The 17,839-nt window shown below is 47.6% G+C and carries 17 protein-coding genes; 13 read left to right on the top strand and 4 right to left on the bottom strand.

The window, feature by feature from the left end; all coding sequences use genetic code 11:
- Positions 1-599: 599 nt before the first annotated feature.
- From Q0340_RS02390 to Q0340_RS02380, 3 genes are all read left to right on the top strand, one after another.
- The gene (locus Q0340_RS02390) at positions 600-1,526 is read left to right on the top strand and encodes a tRNA-dihydrouridine synthase (protein WP_298082011.1); all 927 of its coding nucleotides are present in this window, start codon (positions 600-602) and stop codon (positions 1,524-1,526) included.
- A 22-nt stretch (positions 1,527-1,548) separates the two neighbouring features.
- On the top strand, positions 1,549-1,971 hold the full coding sequence (locus Q0340_RS02385) for a hypothetical protein (RefSeq protein WP_298082010.1): 423 nt from the start codon (positions 1,549-1,551) through the stop codon (positions 1,969-1,971).
- Positions 1,972-2,083: 112 nt separating this feature from the next.
- Complete coding sequence (locus tag Q0340_RS02380) at positions 2,084-2,815, top strand: metallophosphoesterase (RefSeq protein ID WP_298082009.1); 732 nt, start codon at positions 2,084-2,086, stop codon at positions 2,813-2,815.
- A 121-nt stretch (positions 2,816-2,936) separates the two neighbouring features.
- On the opposite strand, the gene Q0340_RS02375 is transcribed toward Q0340_RS02380, so the two are convergent.
- Positions 2,937-3,767, bottom strand: coding sequence for a prephenate dehydrogenase (locus tag Q0340_RS02375; protein ID WP_298082008.1), 831 nt, complete (start codon positions 3,765-3,767; stop codon positions 2,937-2,939).
- An 81-nt stretch (positions 3,768-3,848) separates the two neighbouring features.
- On the opposite strand from Q0340_RS02375, the gene bamA reads away from it, so the two are divergent.
- The 7 genes from bamA (at position 3,849) to infB (ending at position 13,275) form a co-directional block, all read left to right on the top strand.
- Complete coding sequence (gene bamA / locus Q0340_RS02370) at positions 3,849-6,104, top strand: outer membrane protein assembly factor BamA (protein ID WP_298082007.1); 2,256 nt, start codon at positions 3,849-3,851, stop codon at positions 6,102-6,104.
- A 563-nt stretch (positions 6,105-6,667) separates the two neighbouring features.
- A complete protein-coding gene (locus tag Q0340_RS02365) occupies positions 6,668-8,047 on the top strand; it encodes a M23 family metallopeptidase (protein WP_298082006.1) in 1,380 nt (459 codons plus the stop codon).
- A gap of 50 nt (positions 8,048-8,097) precedes the next feature.
- On the top strand, positions 8,098-8,982 hold the full coding sequence (gene lpxC / locus Q0340_RS02360; RefSeq protein WP_298082005.1) for a UDP-3-O-acyl-N-acetylglucosamine deacetylase: 885 nt from the start codon (positions 8,098-8,100) through the stop codon (positions 8,980-8,982).
- 63 nt (positions 8,983-9,045) lie between these two features.
- Positions 9,046-9,444, top strand: a complete 399-nt coding sequence (locus Q0340_RS02355) for a glycoprotease (protein ID WP_298082004.1) — start codon at positions 9,046-9,048, stop codon at positions 9,442-9,444.
- An 8-nt stretch (positions 9,445-9,452) separates the two neighbouring features.
- A complete protein-coding gene (gene thrB / locus Q0340_RS02350; RefSeq protein ID WP_298082003.1) occupies positions 9,453-10,334 on the top strand; it encodes a homoserine kinase in 882 nt (293 codons plus the stop codon).
- A gap of 21 nt (positions 10,335-10,355) precedes the next feature.
- Positions 10,356-10,583 (top strand): hypothetical protein, encoded by a 228-nt coding sequence (locus Q0340_RS02345; RefSeq protein WP_297882510.1) that lies wholly within the window; start codon positions 10,356-10,358, stop codon positions 10,581-10,583.
- Positions 10,567-13,275, top strand: coding sequence for a translation initiation factor IF-2 (gene infB, locus Q0340_RS02340; protein WP_298082002.1), 2,709 nt, complete (start codon positions 10,567-10,569; stop codon positions 13,273-13,275). Before Q0340_RS02345 ends, infB begins: the two co-directional genes overlap by 17 nt.
- Positions 13,276-13,330: 55 nt before the next feature.
- On the opposite strand, the gene Q0340_RS02335 is transcribed toward infB, so the two are convergent.
- Positions 13,331-13,522, bottom strand: coding sequence for a hypothetical protein (locus tag Q0340_RS02335; RefSeq protein ID WP_298082001.1), 192 nt, complete (start codon positions 13,520-13,522; stop codon positions 13,331-13,333).
- Between the two features lie 787 nt (positions 13,523-14,309).
- Here Q0340_RS02335 and rbfA point away from each other — a divergent pair.
- Positions 14,310-14,675 (top strand): 30S ribosome-binding factor RbfA, encoded by a 366-nt coding sequence (gene rbfA, locus Q0340_RS02330; RefSeq protein ID WP_005872391.1) that lies wholly within the window; start codon positions 14,310-14,312, stop codon positions 14,673-14,675.
- Positions 14,668-15,087, top strand: a complete 420-nt coding sequence (locus Q0340_RS02325; RefSeq protein WP_298082000.1) for a ribosome maturation factor RimP — start codon at positions 14,668-14,670, stop codon at positions 15,085-15,087. Before rbfA ends, Q0340_RS02325 begins: the two co-directional genes overlap by 8 nt.
- Before the next feature lie 482 nt (positions 15,088-15,569).
- Here Q0340_RS02325 and Q0340_RS02320 read toward each other — a convergent pair whose 3' ends face one another.
- Entirely contained in the window at positions 15,570-15,692 is a 123-nt protein-coding gene (locus Q0340_RS02320; protein WP_298081999.1) for a hypothetical protein, read from the bottom strand.
- Between the two features lie 544 nt (positions 15,693-16,236).
- Positions 16,237-16,491 (bottom strand): hypothetical protein, encoded by a 255-nt coding sequence (locus tag Q0340_RS02315; RefSeq protein WP_069435689.1) that lies wholly within the window; start codon positions 16,489-16,491, stop codon positions 16,237-16,239.
- 538 nt (positions 16,492-17,029) lie between these two features.
- Between Q0340_RS02315 and ribD the strand changes: the two genes are divergently transcribed.
- The coding region (gene ribD / locus Q0340_RS02310; protein WP_298081998.1) for a bifunctional diaminohydroxyphosphoribosylaminopyrimidine deaminase/5-amino-6-(5-phosphoribosylamino)uracil reductase RibD at positions 17,030-17,839 on the top strand (810 nt) is incomplete at its 3' end.

The following is a 17,839-nucleotide window of genomic DNA, read 5'->3' as shown; positions in this document are numbered from 1 at the left end:
TTCTGCTATTTTTGCGAGACAACGGCAAAAACGTCCCCGCGTCGCTGTTATTTTAGCTCGGTAATTTTACGAGTTCGTTTTGTGCGCGGGTAAGAGAGATTGCTTTTAAGTTCTTTGTGGCTATTAAACACAGCCTGCGCGATAAAAATTTAAAGTGCGGATAAAATTTTAACTCGCGCAAATTTGAAATTTCAAAATTTATCGAAAGATCAATACGCGCAAGCGGTAAAATTTAAAAGATTTGCTTGCGTAGTGTGCGCGTAAACGGATTTGGCATTTACGCGATGAAATTTAAAATTTAAACGTAAAGCGTAAGACTTGCTAGCCGAATAAAGTGATGAAATTTTAAAATTTCATACGGCGTTTTGCAAACTGCTTGTTTGGTTCGCTGCGCAAATAAAATTTAGTGGCGATCATTCTTGCTGCCGTTTTGCCGCCATGCAAATTAGCCAAGCTTAGAAATAAAATTCGCGCCTAAATGCGAATACGTAGCCTATGAAATTTAAAATTTTAAAGCTCACTGCAAAAGCCCGCTGCAAGCGCTGCGGCGTTAAATTTAAAGGTTTAAATTCAAACGAAATCAAAATGAGAAATTTAAAATGACGGAAGATTTTTTTAAAAGGGACCCTCTATTTTTGGCGCCTTTGGCGGGCTTTTCGGATCCGCCGCTACGGGGCGTAGTGAAAAAATTCGGCTGCGACGCGACCGTAAGCGAGATGATAAGCGCAAACGCCCTTGTTTTCGAGGGCGAAAAGACGCTAAAGATGCTCGAAAAAAACGCCGCGGAAACCCCATTTTTTGTGCAGATCGCAGGCAGTGATGCGGAAATTATCAAAAAGGCGGTTTTGCTCATCAATAAATTTGACGGCATCGACGGCATCGATCTAAACTGCGGCTGTCCCGTCCCCAAAGTCGTAAAACAGGGCGCCGGCTCGGCACTGCTGCTTGATCTGCCCCGCCTATCGCGCCTAGTTGAGACTATCAAAAAGTATTCGAATAAAAAATTTACGAGCGCGAAGGTGCGGCTGGGCTTCGGCGCCGTGGATATCGAAAATATCGCGCGCGCCGTACAAAGCGCAGGAGCCGATTTTATCGCGATTCATGGCCGCACCAGAGCGGGCGGATACAGCGCGGCGGTGGATTACGGCGCGATCGCAAGAGCCAAATGCGTGCTGCAAATCCCCGTGATCGCAAACGGCGACATAAACTCCGCCAATGCCCCTGCTGTGCGAGGCCTTAGCGGCGCAAACGCGCTGATGATCGGTCGCGCGGTAATCGGCAGGCCGTGGATCTTTCGCGAGATCAAAACGGGCGAGCAGGCAAGCGACGCGCTAAAAAGGGAGGTCGTGCTTTATCATTTCTCCCAAATGCTCGGCCATTACGGTAGCCACGGCGTAGCGATATTTCGCAAGCATCTGCACGAATACTCTAAGGGGCGCGAAAATGCCGCAAGCTTTCGCGAGCAGATCAACCACGTCGCCGCCGAGAGCGAGATGGCGCGGCTGATCGAGGAATTTTTTAGCTAAATTTAGAATTTTAGGAGCCCAGATGATTATTTTAAAAATTATAGCCTGCGCGTTTTCGATGAGTTTTTGCTTCACAAGCGTTTTAATTTTAGTGGATTTGTCAGTAGAGCTATTTTTCGTCGCCTTTAGCGATAGATATGGCTATCTTTCAGAATGGTTGCAGGAAAGGTGTGTATATTTTGTAGTTCTTTGGATATTTTTCTGCGGAATTTGCGCGATACTTGCCGAAAAACTAAAGGATTTTGATAGGCTTGTGAATTTTTTCGTCAATCTGTTTTTGCCGACCGTGGCGATTTGGATAATATCGCCGTTTTTGGGGATAACGATCGCTGCGGTATTTGAATTACATGGAGGCGATATATTAATCGGCATCTGCACGGCTTACGTTTTAGCTCTGATCGTGGTAACCGAAGTCTTAAAACAAGTTTATTCACCTAAAACCTAGCGCGCGAAATTTTAAAATTTAGTGCAGAATTTCGCCTTGAAATTCTTGGTCGCCGCTTACAATCACAGCCCGCGCGTTAAAAGGCGATAGCGTTAAAATTTAAGGAGAAATTATGCAAAATATCTACATCATAGGCGACGTGCATGGCTGCTACAGATCACTTTTGGCGTTAATAGAGCAGCTGCCGCATAAATTTGATAGTAAAATTTGCTTCGTTGGCGATCTGATCGACCGAGGTCCTGCGAGTGCGGATGTGATTGAATTTGTGCGCACTCGCGGATATGACGCGGTGATGGGCAATCACGAAAAGCGCTTTGTGGGCAACGCAAAAACTGCACTAAGGTGCGCAAAGACGGGCAAATTTACGAGCTCAAATGACCTCTACGCATTTTTTAGCCTGGATGAAAGCTGGCTATTTAATAACGGCGGTGAGGCGACGCTAGCGTCGTATTATCGTCACGGAGGCGTGAAGCAATGCAAGGAGCATCTGCGGTTTGTCTCGCGGCTGCCGATTTACCTGGAGTATGATTTGTGCGATGAAAGCGGTCACACGCTCGTCGTATCGCACTCCGCAGTGGGTCGCGCGTGGGGGATTAGACACGATGCAGAGCGCGCGAAAAGCTTCGCCGCTCACGTGCTAAGCGGGCGCGGAGATGATAGCGCGAATGATGGAATTTTTAACGTCTACGGGCACACGCCGGTGAAAAAGCCCGTCATTACGGAATTTAGCGCAAATATCGATCTGGGCTGTGTTTATAAAAAGCACTGGGGCGAAAAGGCGAGGCTTTGCGCACTGGAATTTCCCTCAAAGAAAATTTTCACGCAGGAATGCATAGATTTTTGAGTTCGCATCCAGGCTCGCACGTATTAAAATTTAAATTGCGCAGGCTGTTTGAAAGCGAAATTTTAGAATTTAAAGGCGCGTTCTTGCAGCTCCCGTCGCGCAGTCAGGTCGCGCTGAAATTTTAAATAATATCCCTTAGCTTGCGCGCTTCATACATCCACGCCTCAAGCTCGTCCCAGCGCTCGCCCTCAATCATCTGTACGCAAATTTCGAGCTCGTTTTTAAAAGCGTCGATCGCGCCTAGGAGGTTCGTGCGGTTTTGCTTGAAAATATCGACCCACATCTGCGGCGAGCTCTTGGCGATACGGCTCATGCCCGAGAAGCTGCCGCCGGCTAAATTTATGATGTTGCGGCGATTTTCCTCTTTTAGTACGCTGTTTACGAGCGAGTAGCTGATCGCATGCGGCAGGTGTGAGATGAGCGCCACGTGGTGATCGTGGCTTTTTGCGTCCATAAATACGATCTTCATCCCCGCGAAAGAAAAAATTTCGACCGCGCGCTTGACGTGCGTTTCGTCCGCGCCGTGATCGTCGCAGATGACGACTACCGCGCCGTTTAAAAGCTCTTTAAATGCCGCTTGCGGACCGGAGTTTTCGGTACCAGCCATTGGGTGAGCTGCGATGAAATTTCGTCTGATCTGCGGCGGGCAGCTTTGCAAAATTTTAAATTTCGTGCTTCCCAGATCGATGATTGTCGTTTCGCTTCTGCAGTCGCTTAGTTTTTGCAACGTCTCAATAATTGCCTCCACGGGGATTGCAAGAAAGATCGCGTCGCAGCTTTGCTTCATCTGCTCCAGGCTTAAAATTTCATGCACGAGCCCAAGTCTCAGAGCTTCTTTTTCGTTTTCGCGGTTGATGTCGCAGCCATAGACGGCGCTAATGATTTTGGTGCTTTTTAGACATAGCCCAAGAGAGCCGCCGATGAGACCCAAGCCGATAATTCCTATCTTCATAAAATTCCTTTTTGATATATGTAAGTTTTAATTTTAATGTGGTATTATACGCAAATTATTTTCGTTTTTAGGTAAAATTTTATGAAAAAAAGCGTTTTTTTACTCTTAGTAGGCGGGATTTCCGTGGCGTGCGCCGCGCAGATAAAATCCATTAAATTTGAAGGTCTTAGACATCTTTCTCCACAGGTCGCACAGCAAATTTCAGGACTTAAGGTAGGCGATGAGCTTAACGGCGAAAACACCAATGCTGCGATCTCGAAGCTATTTGAGCAGGGCTATTTCAGCGATGTTTATATTAGTGAACAAGGCGGCGCGGTCACTATCAATATAACCGAAAAGCCGACTATCGCTAAGGTCGAGATCAAAAACGTAGTTACCAATGATCGCGATAAGATAAATGAGCTCATCGGCTTGCGTCCGGGTCAGGTTTACGATGAGGTGGCTGCTAAAAAAGCGGAGACCCGCATCAAGCAATACTACGAAGTCAAGGGCTTTTTTGACACCGTGGTGGAATTTTATCCAAAGCCGATAAACGACGATAAATCGGTCATCTTGCTAACGATTGAGGTAAATCGCGGCGAAAATATCATCATCGATAAGGTAAATTTAGTAGGCGCGGACAAGCTAGACTATGACGATATAGAGCCATCCGTCGCCAATAAAGAACGCGAGATGCTGGGCTGGATGTGGGGCTTTAACGATGGTAAGGTAAAAACCGCCGAGCTTCCTAACGACGCAAATAGAATTCAAGAAGAATATTATAAAAAAGGCTACTTAGACGCGCAGGTTTCGGCGCCACTACTTAATGCCGATATGGATAATTACACTGCCGATCTTACCTACTACATCAGCGAGGGCGAGCAATACACCGTAAGCTCCGTAGATATCGAGTATCCTGCAGATATAATCAAGCTTGATAAAGAAAAAGTTTTGGACGATTTTAAGCTTCAAAAGGGCGATACAATGAATTCCGAGCGTTTGCGCCGCGATATGAATACGCTAGAGACTTTAGTCGCGGATCAGGGATACGCCTATGTGCGCATCGTGCCTAAGACTAAGCAGGACAAAGAAGCTCGCACAGTCGCTATCACGTATCAAGTCATCCCGGAGGATAAAGTCTATATTAGAAACGTAACGATCTCGGGTAACGATAAGACCGAGGATAAGGTCATTCGCCGCGAGATGTATCTGACCGAGGGAAATTTATATAGCAAAACCGACTACAACGATTCGTTAAATTCTTTAAAACGCACGGGGTATTTCGATGAGGTGGAGATTAAAGAAAACCGCGTTTCTAACGATCAGATCGATCTTGAAGTCGCAGTCAAAGAAGCTCCTACAGGCTCTATCACGGGTGGTATCGGATATGGCAGTGAGGATGGAATTTTACTTAGCGGCGGTATCAGCGATCGTAACGTATTTGGCACCGGTCTTCACGGCGCGTTCTCGGTTGAAAAGAGCGACGATCAGCTAAGCGGACGCTTGAGCTTAACCAATCCTAGAGTGTTTGATTCTGAGTATAGCTTGGGCGGATCGATCTTTGCCAACGATTACGACTGGGACGATTACGATGAGAAATCTTACGGATTTTCAATTACGGGCGGTCGCAAGATCGGGCGCAATACCGACGTAAGCCTTACATATTATCTCGAAAAAAGCGAGATTAAGGGCTTAAACGAATATTACGCCAAAGCAGGCTATCTGGATGGTAAGAATTTAAAAAGCTCTATTATCCCGTCTATTACATACAACAGCACCGATGATTATTACTTGCCAAGAAGCGGTATGATCGCAAGTGCTAGCTTAGAATACGCGGGTCTTGGCGGCGATATGGACTACACCAAGGCGCGAGGGTCGTTTAACTACTACTTTGGCTTGCGAGATTATATCGATCACGACATTATCTTTAGATACAAAGCTGCAACGGGCTATATGTGGGAAGGTAATAAAAAGATCCCGATCAACGAAAAGCTGTTCCTAGGCGGAATGAAAAGTATTAGAGGCTACGAAGGTCGCAGTATCCCGAAAAAAGAGATCTGCTTAAACTCAAATAATTGCCGCTATATCGAGACGGGCGGTATGCAGAGCTTCAATAACTCCTTTGAGCTAAGCTTTCCGGTAGTTGATAGGCTTAAAATGCGCTTTGTAACGTTTTTTGACTACGGAATGATCGGCGATCATGACTGGAATGAGGAGGAGCGCTACAGCACGGGTGCCGGTATCGAGTGGATGACGCCGATGGGGCCTTTGCAGTTATACTTCGTTAAGCCGCTTAATAAAAAACCGCACGACGATACAAATAGCTTCGAATTTAGCATCGGCGCTAGATTTAATTAAACGCGGCAATTGCGAACATTAAGGCGTGTGTAGAATTTTCACCGCACGCCTTAAAATTTAATAACGCTCGCAATTCTGACTTTTCTTGTCGCGCTAATTTGGCAATTAAACTATTTTAGGCGGTTTGAGCTAAATTTTAATTGGAATTTCGCTCGGCTTAAGATGAAATTTAAACGCATATCTTGCTTTGAATTTTTTAGAATTTTAGTTATCAAGATAGTTTAAAATTCCATTCGTATGGCAAAATTTTAAGTACAAGAGTTCTAAAAAAATCAATGCAAGCAATTAGCATAATTTAAAGAAATTCTAATATTGAAATTTTAAAGATTACGATATAGACGATAAACGCCGCTTTGTCGCGCGCGGAATTTCACTGCATAGGATCTAGCGCGCCACTGAATTTTAAAGCTCATAAATTTTTGAGATTCTAAAATTGCTAGAATTTAAAATTTTAAATCGCCTCGTAAATCGCTAAACATTTGCGTTAAATTTTGCCTCGCTTTACCGATAATTTAAGTTAAGCTTGTAAAATCGCGCTCTAAAATCATATCAAAGGCTCTTTTATGCGTAGAAATGGCAATGGAACGAAGCTTAAAATTTTAATATTTCTTATTATAATATGCGCTTTGGTTTATGGAATTTTTAGAATTTTCACCTCGCCGAAATTTGAAAAAAATCCTCCGCAAATTGCGTTGGAAAATGAAATTTATTGGAATTTAACTTCGCCTTTAAAGATTAAAATTTCAGACGATACCGGCATTAAGCTCGTTCGCGTTAATTTAAACGACGGAGCCAGCACGATACCGCTACTAAATGAGGAGCTGAACGTTCCGCAAACGACGCTAGAGCTTGCCGTGCAATTTCCTAAAAATTTGATGCTTAATAAAGATAAAAACTACAAGCTCGAGGTTTTTGCAAACGACATTAGCTCGTGGAATTTTGCGCAAGGAAATAAGAGCGTAAAAACGGCAAATATAATAATAGATGACAAAAAGCCCCTCATAAATATCATCAATCAATCCTATAAAATCACCAAAGGCGGTAGCGCTGTAGTTGTATTTTCGGCAAAAGACGAGCGTCTAAACGAAGTCTATGTCAAAACCAACTATGGCAAAATTTTTAAAGCAATTCCTTTTGTAAAAGAGGGCTATTATGCGTCTCTCGTAGCGTGGCCTGCAAATTTAGAGGAATTTCGCGCAGAAGCGGTCGCCACCGATCGTGCAGGCAACGAAAGCATTTCGCAGATCAAATATTTTTATCAGGACAAAAAATATAAAGTCTCTACTATCAAGCTAAATCCGGGCTTCATTAACGGCAAAGTAAGTGATCTGGCTAGCCAATATGCGCAGAATTTTAACTCGATGAGCGATTTGGAGAAATTTAAATTCGTAAACGAAACTCTGCGTAAGAAAAACGGAGATGATCTGCACGCTGCTACTAGCGCGGTGCACGAGGATAGAATAAATGGATTTGAGCTAAAGCCTTTTTATCCGCTTGCTAAAGGCGCAGCGGTAGCAAGCTTTGCCGATCATCGGATATTTTTTATGAACGATGAACAAGTAAGCGAGTCATGGCATATGGGGCTCGATCTAGCAAGCGTCGCAAACGCCGATATCAAAGAGAGCAACTACGGCAAGGTAGTTTTCGCGCAGGAAAACGGAATTTTCGGATTAAATTTAGGAATTTACTACGGCTTTGGATTGTACGGCATCTACGGACACTGCTCGGCGACGCAGTTAAGCGTCGGCAGCGACGTAAAGCCAGGCGATATTCTAGCACAGACAGGCTCAAGCGGCTTTGCTTTCGGAGATCATCTTCATTTTGGTATCGTAGTTCAGGGCGTGGACGTAAGGCCCGAGGAGTGGATGGATCCTAAGTGGATGAAAGATAACATTACCGATGTCTTAGAATCGTCCAAAAAAGTAATAGAAAAAGGTAAGTAAATTTTAAAATTTTCGCTATAATGCGCGGGTTAATGAAAACGAGGATAGAAATGAGACAGACAACGATAGCTAAGAAAGTCCATAACGTCGGCATCGGGCTGCACAAAGGTGAGCCTATCAGACTTACGTTAGAGCCTTTAGAGGCGGGCAGTGGAATCGTATTTTATAGAAGTGATCTTGGCATTAGTTTTAAAGCCGAGCCGAAAAACGTCATAAATACGCAGATGGCAACCGTCGTAGGAAGCGAGAAGGGCTATATATCAACAATAGAGCATCTAATGAGCGCCATTAATGCCTATGGTATCGATAATATCCGTATTATCGTCGATGCTAATGAAATTCCTGTGATGGACGGAAGTTCGGCGAGCTTTTGTATGCTTTTGGACGAAGCGGGAGTAAGAGAGCTCGACGCGAATAAAAAAGCCTTCATCATCAAGCGAGCCGTGGAGATTCGTGAGGGAGATAAGCTCGTACGGCTAAGTCCTAGCAAGAGCCCTAAATTTGATTATACGATTAAATTTAGCCATCCTCTCATCGGCACTCAGCACCATGTTTTTGAATTTAGCAAAAAAGCCTATCTTAAAGAAATTTCGCGCGCCAGAACGTTTGGGTTTTTGAAGGACGTGCAGGCGCTACGCTCCATGGGGCTAGCTCTAGGCGGCAGCTTAGAAAACGCCGTCGTAATCGATGAGAACAAAATTTTAAATCCCGAAGGTTTGCGCTTTGAAAATGAGTTTGTCCGCCATAAAATTTTAGACGCGATCGGCGATTTGGCGCTCGTGGGCGCCCCGATTTTGGGCGATTATACGGCGTTTGCGGGAAGCCACGATTTAAATCATAAACTCACTTTGGCAGTCCTTGCCGACGCTAAAAATTTCGAGCTAGTAGATCTTACCGCCGAGGTTGTGCGCGAATATCAAAAAGTCTTTGCTTAAGGCTGCAAAATCAAAGAAGTTCAAATTTTAATTGCCGCTCTTAGCGCTCCGTGCCTGCTCGGTGTGTATGAAAACGGCGCTAAGATAGCGGAATTTACGAGCGCTGAAGGTGAAAAGGCTGATAAATTTCTGATCTGCAAATTTAGCGAAATTCTAAAAACTTATAAAATCAAAGAGCTCATCTACGCAAATACTCCAGGCAGCTTCATGGGCATGAAGGTAAGCTACGTGATATTGCGCACGCTTAGCATCGCTCTTGATGTGCCGCTGTACGCGATCAGCGGCTTTGAGCTAAGTGGCTTCGGGCCGATCAGGGCGAATAAAAACTTCAGCTACGTTTATGAGAACGGAGAAATCAAAATGAAAAAATGCGCTCCCGCCGCGCTATCTTTACCGCAGGATTTATCGGTTTTAAATAAAAGCGATGATATACTTCCAAATTACATCATAGAAGCGGTTTAGGAGAGAGCTTGATTATAAGGATTCCTGCGACGAGCGCAAATTTAGGCCCCGGTTTCGACGCGCTCGGCCTTAGCCTAGGGCTATTTAACGAAGTAGAGATTACCGAGCAGAAGTTTTTTTGCGTATCGCTTAGCGGCGAGGGTAGCGACAGAGCGTGGTTAAAAAAAGGCAACGCTTTTTTGAATATTTTCAATGAAATTTACAGAAAACTAGGCGGCGGGCAAGAGATAAATTTTAAATTTGCTTTTCACAACAACATCCCGTTTTCGCGCGGGCTGGGCAGCAGCTCGGCCGTGATCGTAGGCGCTATCGCAAGCGCTTATAAAATTTGCGGTTTTGAGATCGATCGCGCTAAAATTTTAAACATGGCTCTAGAATATGAAAACCACCCTGATAATATCGCGCCCGCGACGCTCGGTGGCTTTGTCAGCAGCGTCGTGGACGGCAAGACGGTTCGCACGCAAAAATGCGAAATTTCGCAAGATCTGCAAGCGGTCGTCGTTATCCCCGATACGCCGATGCCTACGAACGAATCGCGCGGCAGGCTGCCTAAGAGCTTTTCGATCAAAGATTGCGTTAGCAACCTCTCGCACGCGGCGTTTCTGACCGCTTGCTTTATGCGGCGCGATTACGACAGCTTGCGTTACGCCTGTATCGATAAGATGCACGAACAGATGCGCATGGGCGTGCTTCCGCAGCTTTTTGGGGTGCGCGAGATCGCCTATGATAACGGCGCGCTTATGAGCTCGCTCTCGGGAAGCGGCTCAAGCTTTTTAAATTTAGCCTATAGATCCGACGCCGCAAAGCTTAAAGCCTGCCTTAGCGAAAATTTTAAAAACTTCCGCGTCGAAATTTTAGAGATCGACAACGGCGGCTTTAATATTGACTAAGAAAAATAAAGATATAATCGCATGAGCGAACCGATTAGGATGTGCGTTATTTGCAGGGGGCGCTTCGCCAAGCGCGAACTCCACGCCTTTTTGCAAAATTTTAAAAATATAAGCTCAAACAGACAATTTTATATTTGCGACGGTTGCATAAATCAAAAAGAGAAAATTTCAAAATATCTATCTAAATTTGCGTCTAGCGCAGATTTGGGACATATCAAGGAGAGGGTTTTAAATGGGTGTTCTGATTAAAGATATCGCGGACGAGCTTGGATACGCAAGCAAAGAGATAATCGAAAAAGCGCAGGAGATGGGCTTTAAGAGGGTAAAAACCGCGTCGAATAAAGTAAGCGAAGAGGAAGCTGCCGCTATTTACGATTATATCCAGACGGGAATTTTGCCGGGGAAAAAGTCAAAGCCCGCAAAGAAAAGCTCCGAAAAAGCGCAAGAAGACGAGAATAAGCCCGCTAAAAAACAGAGTGAAACTAAAAAAACCGCTAAAAAAGAGAGCCCTAAAAAGGCGGAAAGCTTAAAAGCTTCCGAATCCAAAGAGTCAGCGCAGAGCGCCAAAGAGCCTAGCGATGAAAAAGCGCGTACGCAAGAGCCTGAGATAAAAACCGAAAAATCTCAAAATCAAAAAGAAGAAATTTCCTCCACCCCGCAGGAGAAAGAGGAGAAGCAAAACGCCGCTTCAAAGCCTGCTTCGGTGCAGATAAACAGCGGCGATAGCATCGCTAGCGAGAGCCTGCAAAAGCGCCGCGGCTTAGTCATCGTAAAAAAGAAAAAGGAAGTTCAGGTCCCGGCGGCACAAAATAGGACCGAGCCTAGGCGCGAAAAGATGAGCGCGAGCTTGGAGGCGATCTTTTCAAATGCCGAACTAAATTTGAAAAAGAAAAAGATCGAAAAGAAAAAAGCTCCCGCCGCTAAAAAAGAGGACGCCCTTAAAATTGACATCATTCCTGATCACGAGATGGCGGATATCGTCATCGAGGACGAAGACGTCGTGGTAATGCCCGATTTCACTGTCAAACCGATCCAAACCGAAAACCGCACCAAAAGTAAAAACCAACCCAATATTTATCGCGCCTCGCAAAATCAAATTTTTAGCAGCGAAGGTGGCATAAGTCGCGGCGGTCGCAAAAAGCATAAAAAAGCCCCTCGCGAGCAGGGTAGCGAAATCGTAAGCTCTGTAAATATACCAAAAGAGATCCGCGTCTATGAGTTCGCCGATAAGATCAAAAAGCAGCCTAGCGAGATCATCGGCAAGTTATTTGCGCTTGGAATGATGACGACGAAAAACGACTTTTTGGACGAGGACGCGATAGAAATTTTAGCAAGCGAGTTCGGTATCGAGGTAAATATCATCGATGAGGCGCAGGAGTTTGACTACATCAAAGCTTACGAGGATAGCGAAGGCGAAGAAAATTTAATCGCCAGAGCGCCCGTCATCACCATTATGGGACACGTCGATCACGGCAAAACGAGCCTGCTCGATTATATCCGAAACTCTCGCGTCGCAAGCGGCGAAGCGGGCGGCATCACGCAGCACGTAGGCGCGTATATGGTCGAGAAAAACGGCAGGAAGATCACCTTCATCGACACCCCGGGCCATGAGGCCTTTACTTCGATGAGAGCGCGCGGGGCCGAGGTTACCGATATCGTAATCATCGTAGTGGCTGCAGACGACGGCGTCAAGCCTCAGACTAAGGAGGCCATAGCGCACGCCAAGGCGGCAAACGTGCCGATCATCATCGCGATAAACAAGATGGACAAGCCTAATGCCAATCCCGATCTCGTAAAAACTGGGCTTGCAGAGCTTGATATCATGCCTACCGAGTGGGGCGGCAGCTACGAGTTCGTGCCGATCTCCGCAAAAACAGGCGACGGGATCGAAAATTTATTAGAGATCGTGCTTTTGCAAGCCGATCTTTTGGAGCTCAAAGCCGATCCTAGCAAGCAGGCTAAGGCAACCATCATCGAAAGCTCCCTTCAAAAAGGCCGCGGCGCCGTTGCTACTGTCATCGTGCAAAACGGCACTCTACGCGTTGGAGACACCGTCGTAGCGGGCATCGCATATGGTAAGGTGCGCGCGCTTAGCGACGATAAGGGTAGGGCGTTAAAGCAAATTTTACCGGGCGAATGCGGCGTCATCATAGGCCTTAGCGAGGTTCCGGGCGCGGGCGAGACGCTGATCGGCGTTTCAAGCGATAAAGAAGCGCGCGAGTACGCGAGCAAAATTTACGAGCATCAGCGCCAAAAAGAGCTTAGCAAATCGACCAAGGTCACCATCGACGAGCTAAGCGCCAAGATCGCCGAAGGCTCGCTAAAAAGCCTACCCGTGATCATCAAAGCTGACGTTGCGGGCTCGCTGGAGGCTATCAAAGCAAGCCTTGAGAAGCTCCGCAACGACGAAGTCAAGGTCGATATCATCCACAGCGGCATCGGCGGTATCACGCAAAACGACATCGCCTTAGCAAGCGCCAGCGAAAACTGCGTGATCTTGGGCTTCAACGTCCGTCCTACGGGCGAGATCAAAGAGCTTGCCAAGGAGCGCGGCGCGCAGATTAAGACCTACAACGTCATCTACAATCTCATTGACGATATCAAGGCGCTTTTGGGCGGTCTTATGAGCCCGATCATCAGCGAGGAGGCCTTGGGTCAAGCCGAGATCCGCCAGGTCATCAACGTGCCTAAGATCGGGCAGATCGCGGGCTGCATGGTTACCGACGGGCTCATCGCTCGCGGCGCGAAGATCCGCGTCATCAGAGAGGGCGTCATCGTTTTCGAGGGCAACGTCAGCTCGCTCAAGCGCTTCAAAGACGACGCCAAGGAAGTCGCCAAAGGCTTCGAGTGCGGCGTAGGCATCGAGGGCTACGACGATATGCGCGTGGGCGATTTTATCGAAAGTTACAAGCAAAAAGAGGAGCAGGCTACGATCGATTAATGCTCGCGGAATTCCGCGCGGGCATTGACTTCGTTTGCGCAGCTTGCGGCTAAATTTAAGCCTCGATCGCGCTTTTAAATTTTATGCTCGTAAAATTTGGGCGTGAAATTTCGTCTTTTAAATTTAGCGGCGGAATGCGCGAGCAAGGCTTTAAATTTTGTCGGTTTCTGCGCGAGGCTTTGTCGCGTAGCGCTAGTTTTGAAATTTTAATGTTTAGACTTTTCTTGCAGTGCGTCTTTGCGATCAAATTTTATTTTATGCCGCTTGCAGGTTGCGAATTTTCCGCGCGACTTAAATTTTAAATTTAATCGCAAAGTTGAAATTTAAAGGCGGTAAAATTTAGATTTCGCGCAGCATCGAAGCGTTTTTAAAATTTAAGATAAATTCTAAATCGGCGCAGTGCGGCAAAACAGCGACGCGGAGAATAGCGCGGCGCAGGTAGCGCAAAATAAAGCCGCAACGGCGCGAGGCTCTGTAGCGGGCGCCGAACGGACAGCGCGGTGGTGATATAGCGTGCCGTGGCGAGCAGAATACGGCGTAGAATAGAACTGCGCCTTACGTGGAAATATTTTTGCGGTAGCGGTGCGGCTATGCGATGAGATTCTGTACGTAAGCCATGAAATTCTTGCGCGATCTGCGTTTAAAATTTAAGCGCAAAAGCGGGCGGGCTAGAATTTAAAAGCAAAATTTCAAAGTCGAGCTCGCTTTTTAAAATTTAAAAGCGAAATTCTAAAAAGCGCGGCGTCGCTTGCAATACCTGCGCGCAGCAAACCGCTCAGAATTTAAATGTACGCTCCGGCGCATCGCAAGCCGTGTCAAATTTAAACAGACCGCGTCGCCGCAATACGGATATTTCGCCATGCCGAAGCGAGATAAAATTCTGTGCCGTCGTGAGACGGACGCGAGATAGAATTCTATGCCGCCGCGAGACGGACGCTCCGCTGCGACAAAGCAATAAAATTCCGTCATCGCAAGACGTAAAATAAAATTCCATCGCCGTATAATCTGCGGCGATTTAAGATAGCGAGGTAAAGATGAATCCGACCGAACTCAGAAGACTGCGCACGCAAAGCGTGCTAAAGCAGCTCATCCCCGAAGCGCTCGCGAGCCTTGAGGACGAGCTTTTGCGCGGGCTGTGCGTCACCGACGTGGAGTGCAAGCGCGGGCGCTACGACGCGTTTGTGTATCTGGATAAAAACGCCTTCGACGAGCGCGAGCAGGAATTCGTGCTCGAAAAGCTCGGCCGCGTGGCGAGATATTTGCAAAACTTCTGCGCCGAGGCGGAGGGCTGGTACCGCTGCCCCGCGTTTCACTTCAAATTTGACGACCGCTTGGAGTATCAAAACAAAATGGACGATCTTTTTGACAAAATAGAGGAGGAGCTGCGCAAAAATGGTTGATTTAGAGGCTTTTGCGCGCGAGTGCGGCGTGCAGCTTTACGACGTGGAGACGGTGAGCGAAAACGGCAAAACGATCTATCGCATCAGTATCACGAAAGCGGGCGGCGTGGGCCTAGACGACTGCGAGCGGCTATCGCGGCTGCTTTCGCCGATTTTCGACGTGGAGCCGCCGCTTGAGGGCGAATGGACGCTGGAGGTCGGCTCGCCCGGGCTTGAGCGCAAGCTAAGCAAGCCGCAGCATTTCGCAAACTCTGTGGGCGAGCTGGTGCGCCTAAGCTGCACGGACGGGCAGAAGCTAAGCGGCGAGGTGCTAGACTGCGAAGGCGGCGTGCTTAGGCTGCGCACGGACGGCGGCGAGGTAAGCGTGCGACTTGACGAGATCAAAAAGGCGCGAACCTACGTGCAGTGGTAGCGGCGCGTATTTTTAAAATTTTGCATGTAGGGCTTTGGGGTATGGTGTTTGAGAAGCGTAGACTTAAATTTTAAGCTAAAGCGGCGAGGCTAATTTGGATTTGCCTTGCTTTTTGCGCGCTTTTAATTATTGCGTCTATCGCGAGCGATGTACGGCTCGCGGCATCTCGCCTCGCTTTTTAATTTAGCGCGCGATATTCGGTGTGGCTTTCAAAAAACACATGCTGCGCGCAAGTCTTTCGCATTGAGCTTGATCGTATCGCACGAAAGCATTTTCGCGTTGCAATTGATCGCATGCGTACCGCGGCGAAACGCCGTTTCGCTAAGCTTTTTGCGGCTTAGGTTTGCGATTGTCGGCATCGGTACGAATGTGCGGCTACGGGCGGAGTGAAATTCGATAAATATTAGCCTTTCGCGCGGACGTGCCCGCAGCACGCCTTGTTGCGTCGCATGGGCACGCGAAGCATGTTAAATTTGGATTTTTTAAAATTTGCCGCTGTCGGTCGCTTTTGATCTCTTGCGGTGCTCGGCGCAAAATTTTAAAATTCCGATGCCGCTCGCCTGTTTTGAAATTTCAAATCGCGCCGATAAAAAGTAATTTTTCACGCCGCCGGGCGGCGCTTTGAAATTTCAGATCGTATCGCTAAAAAGCAAGCTTCGCGGCGATTGCTGCTGCGCAAATTTTTAATTTCCATGCCGCGCGTGCTGTTTTGAAATTTCACACTGCACCGCTAAAAGATAAGTTTTGCGTGACGATTGCGCGTTGTTTTGGAATTTCGCGTCGCGCCCGAAAGCGACTAAATTTAAAATTTACGCGCTGTTTTGACGCGGTAAAATTTCAAACCTTTTGCTGCAAAGCAGAATTTTAAATTTTACGCCTTGCCATAAATTTAGATTTTACCGTCCGCACCAGAATATTGCGCCTGCGAGTTTATGGCGTCTGCATTGTGAATTGCATCTGCAAGCACGACTTAATTTCAAAATTTCATCAATAAAACGTTTTATAGAATTTCGCCAGTCCCGCTTTAGCGATAAAATTCCACGCTGGAATTCCGCCCATAAAATTTACATTTTAAAACTCTGCGGGCGGAGGTTCGCGCGCCGTCCATCAGATAATTAAAATTCCGCCAAGCGGCGCGGATATTTGCGGCTACGAAGCGGAGATGCCGATTGTGGCTAGCAGCACGGGCGAGGTCATGAGCCCCACGATCGTAAGGATCCACGCTAATATCGCTATTACGAGCGAGGCTTGCTTTTTGACGGCTTGATAGGTCGCGGCGATCGCGCACAAAAACGCAAGCGGAACAAAGACGATCCCTAGAAAAAAGATCCCTAAAATCGCAAAGACTATGGAGAGTATCCCAAGCACGTTTGATTGGGGTTGAACGGTCGGTTGTTCAGACATTTTAATCCTTTGAAAAAAATTATGTAATTCTACCCCCCCCCTGAATTTGAGCTGAAATTAAGCCGCGCCTTTTGGGGCCGTATATTCACGCTCGATTGCGATTTTGCCATGGCGCCTATTAAAATTTTACTTCGCAAAGCCGGCCTCTCCGCGCTATTGGCAGACGCTCTTTTGCACGATAAGCGTAAAATTTTGTGCCGTTCGCGCGCGAAACGGACGCCACAAAATTTGCGATTTAGGATAAAATTCTAAAACCTGTGGTAAGATTTCGCAGTTTCGTATCTACGCGGAATTTCTCTCAGGCACATACGGCGCGCGACTTGTAAGCTCCGATAAATTTGGCGTTTAAAGCAAGCTTGGCTCTTGCAAGTGGGCTAAGTGCGAGCCGGCGCTATCCAGTACAGCAAGGATGAGCGCAGGTGGGCTAGCCGGTTTGCGCCCGAGGCGCGATTTGCTGGGAGTAGGCGAGTTCTCCGCTCTGCCGTAATTTTGCTAAGCAATCGCGGCGAAGCGGGACAATTTAAATTTTGGATTTTGTATGAACGACGAATTTTACATGGATTTGGCGCTGCGGGCTGCGTGGCGCTATCAGGCTCTGACGCTACCCAACCCCGCCGTGGGCTGCGTGCTTCTGGATAAGAGCGGCAGGGTTCTTGGCATAGGCGCACACAAAAAGGCGGGCTTTTTGCATGCCGAGGCAAACGCCGTTTTCGCCGCGCTGTGCGATCTGGACGCAAATTTCGCGCAGGATTTCGCTTGCGAATACGCCCGCAAATTCGGCGTTAAATTTCAAAACCTAGAAGCCCTAAAAAGCGCGCTTTTGCAGCCGAGCTTCACCTATGATTTTATCTTAAACCGCCACGGCGGGCTTTTGCGCGGCGCTTGCGCCTACGTCACGCTCGAGCCCTGCGCACACCGCGGCAAGACCCCGTCTTGCGCCGAGCTTTTGGCACAGCTCGGGCTATCGCGCGTGGTAATCGGCGCGCGCGATACGAACGCGCAGGCTGCGGGCGGCGCGGAAATTTTACGCCGCAGGGGCATAGAGGTGAAATTTGACGTTTGCCGTGCCGCGGCGACGGAGCTTGCGGAGCCGTTTTATCTGGCGCGCGAGGGCGGCTTTTGCTTCATCAAAATCAACGCCACGCTAAACGGCGCGGTGCATGGGCGGATCGGCAGCGAGAAGCAGCGCGCGTTCGTGCACGAGCTGCGCGGCGTGTGCGACTACGTGGGCGTGGGCGGTCAGACCGTGCGCGCCGATAGGCCGACGCTGGACGTGCGTGCGGCTAAATTTGACGAAATTAGCGCTTTGGCAAGTAGCGCCGATAAGCGGGTACTAGACGCGTGTGTC

Source organism: uncultured Campylobacter sp. (genome assembly GCF_938045595.1).
Taxonomy (GTDB): domain Bacteria; phylum Campylobacterota; class Campylobacteria; order Campylobacterales; family Campylobacteraceae; genus Campylobacter_B.
The sequence above is the reverse complement of the archived record's forward strand: the minus strand, read 5'-3'. Positions and strand labels throughout refer to the sequence as shown.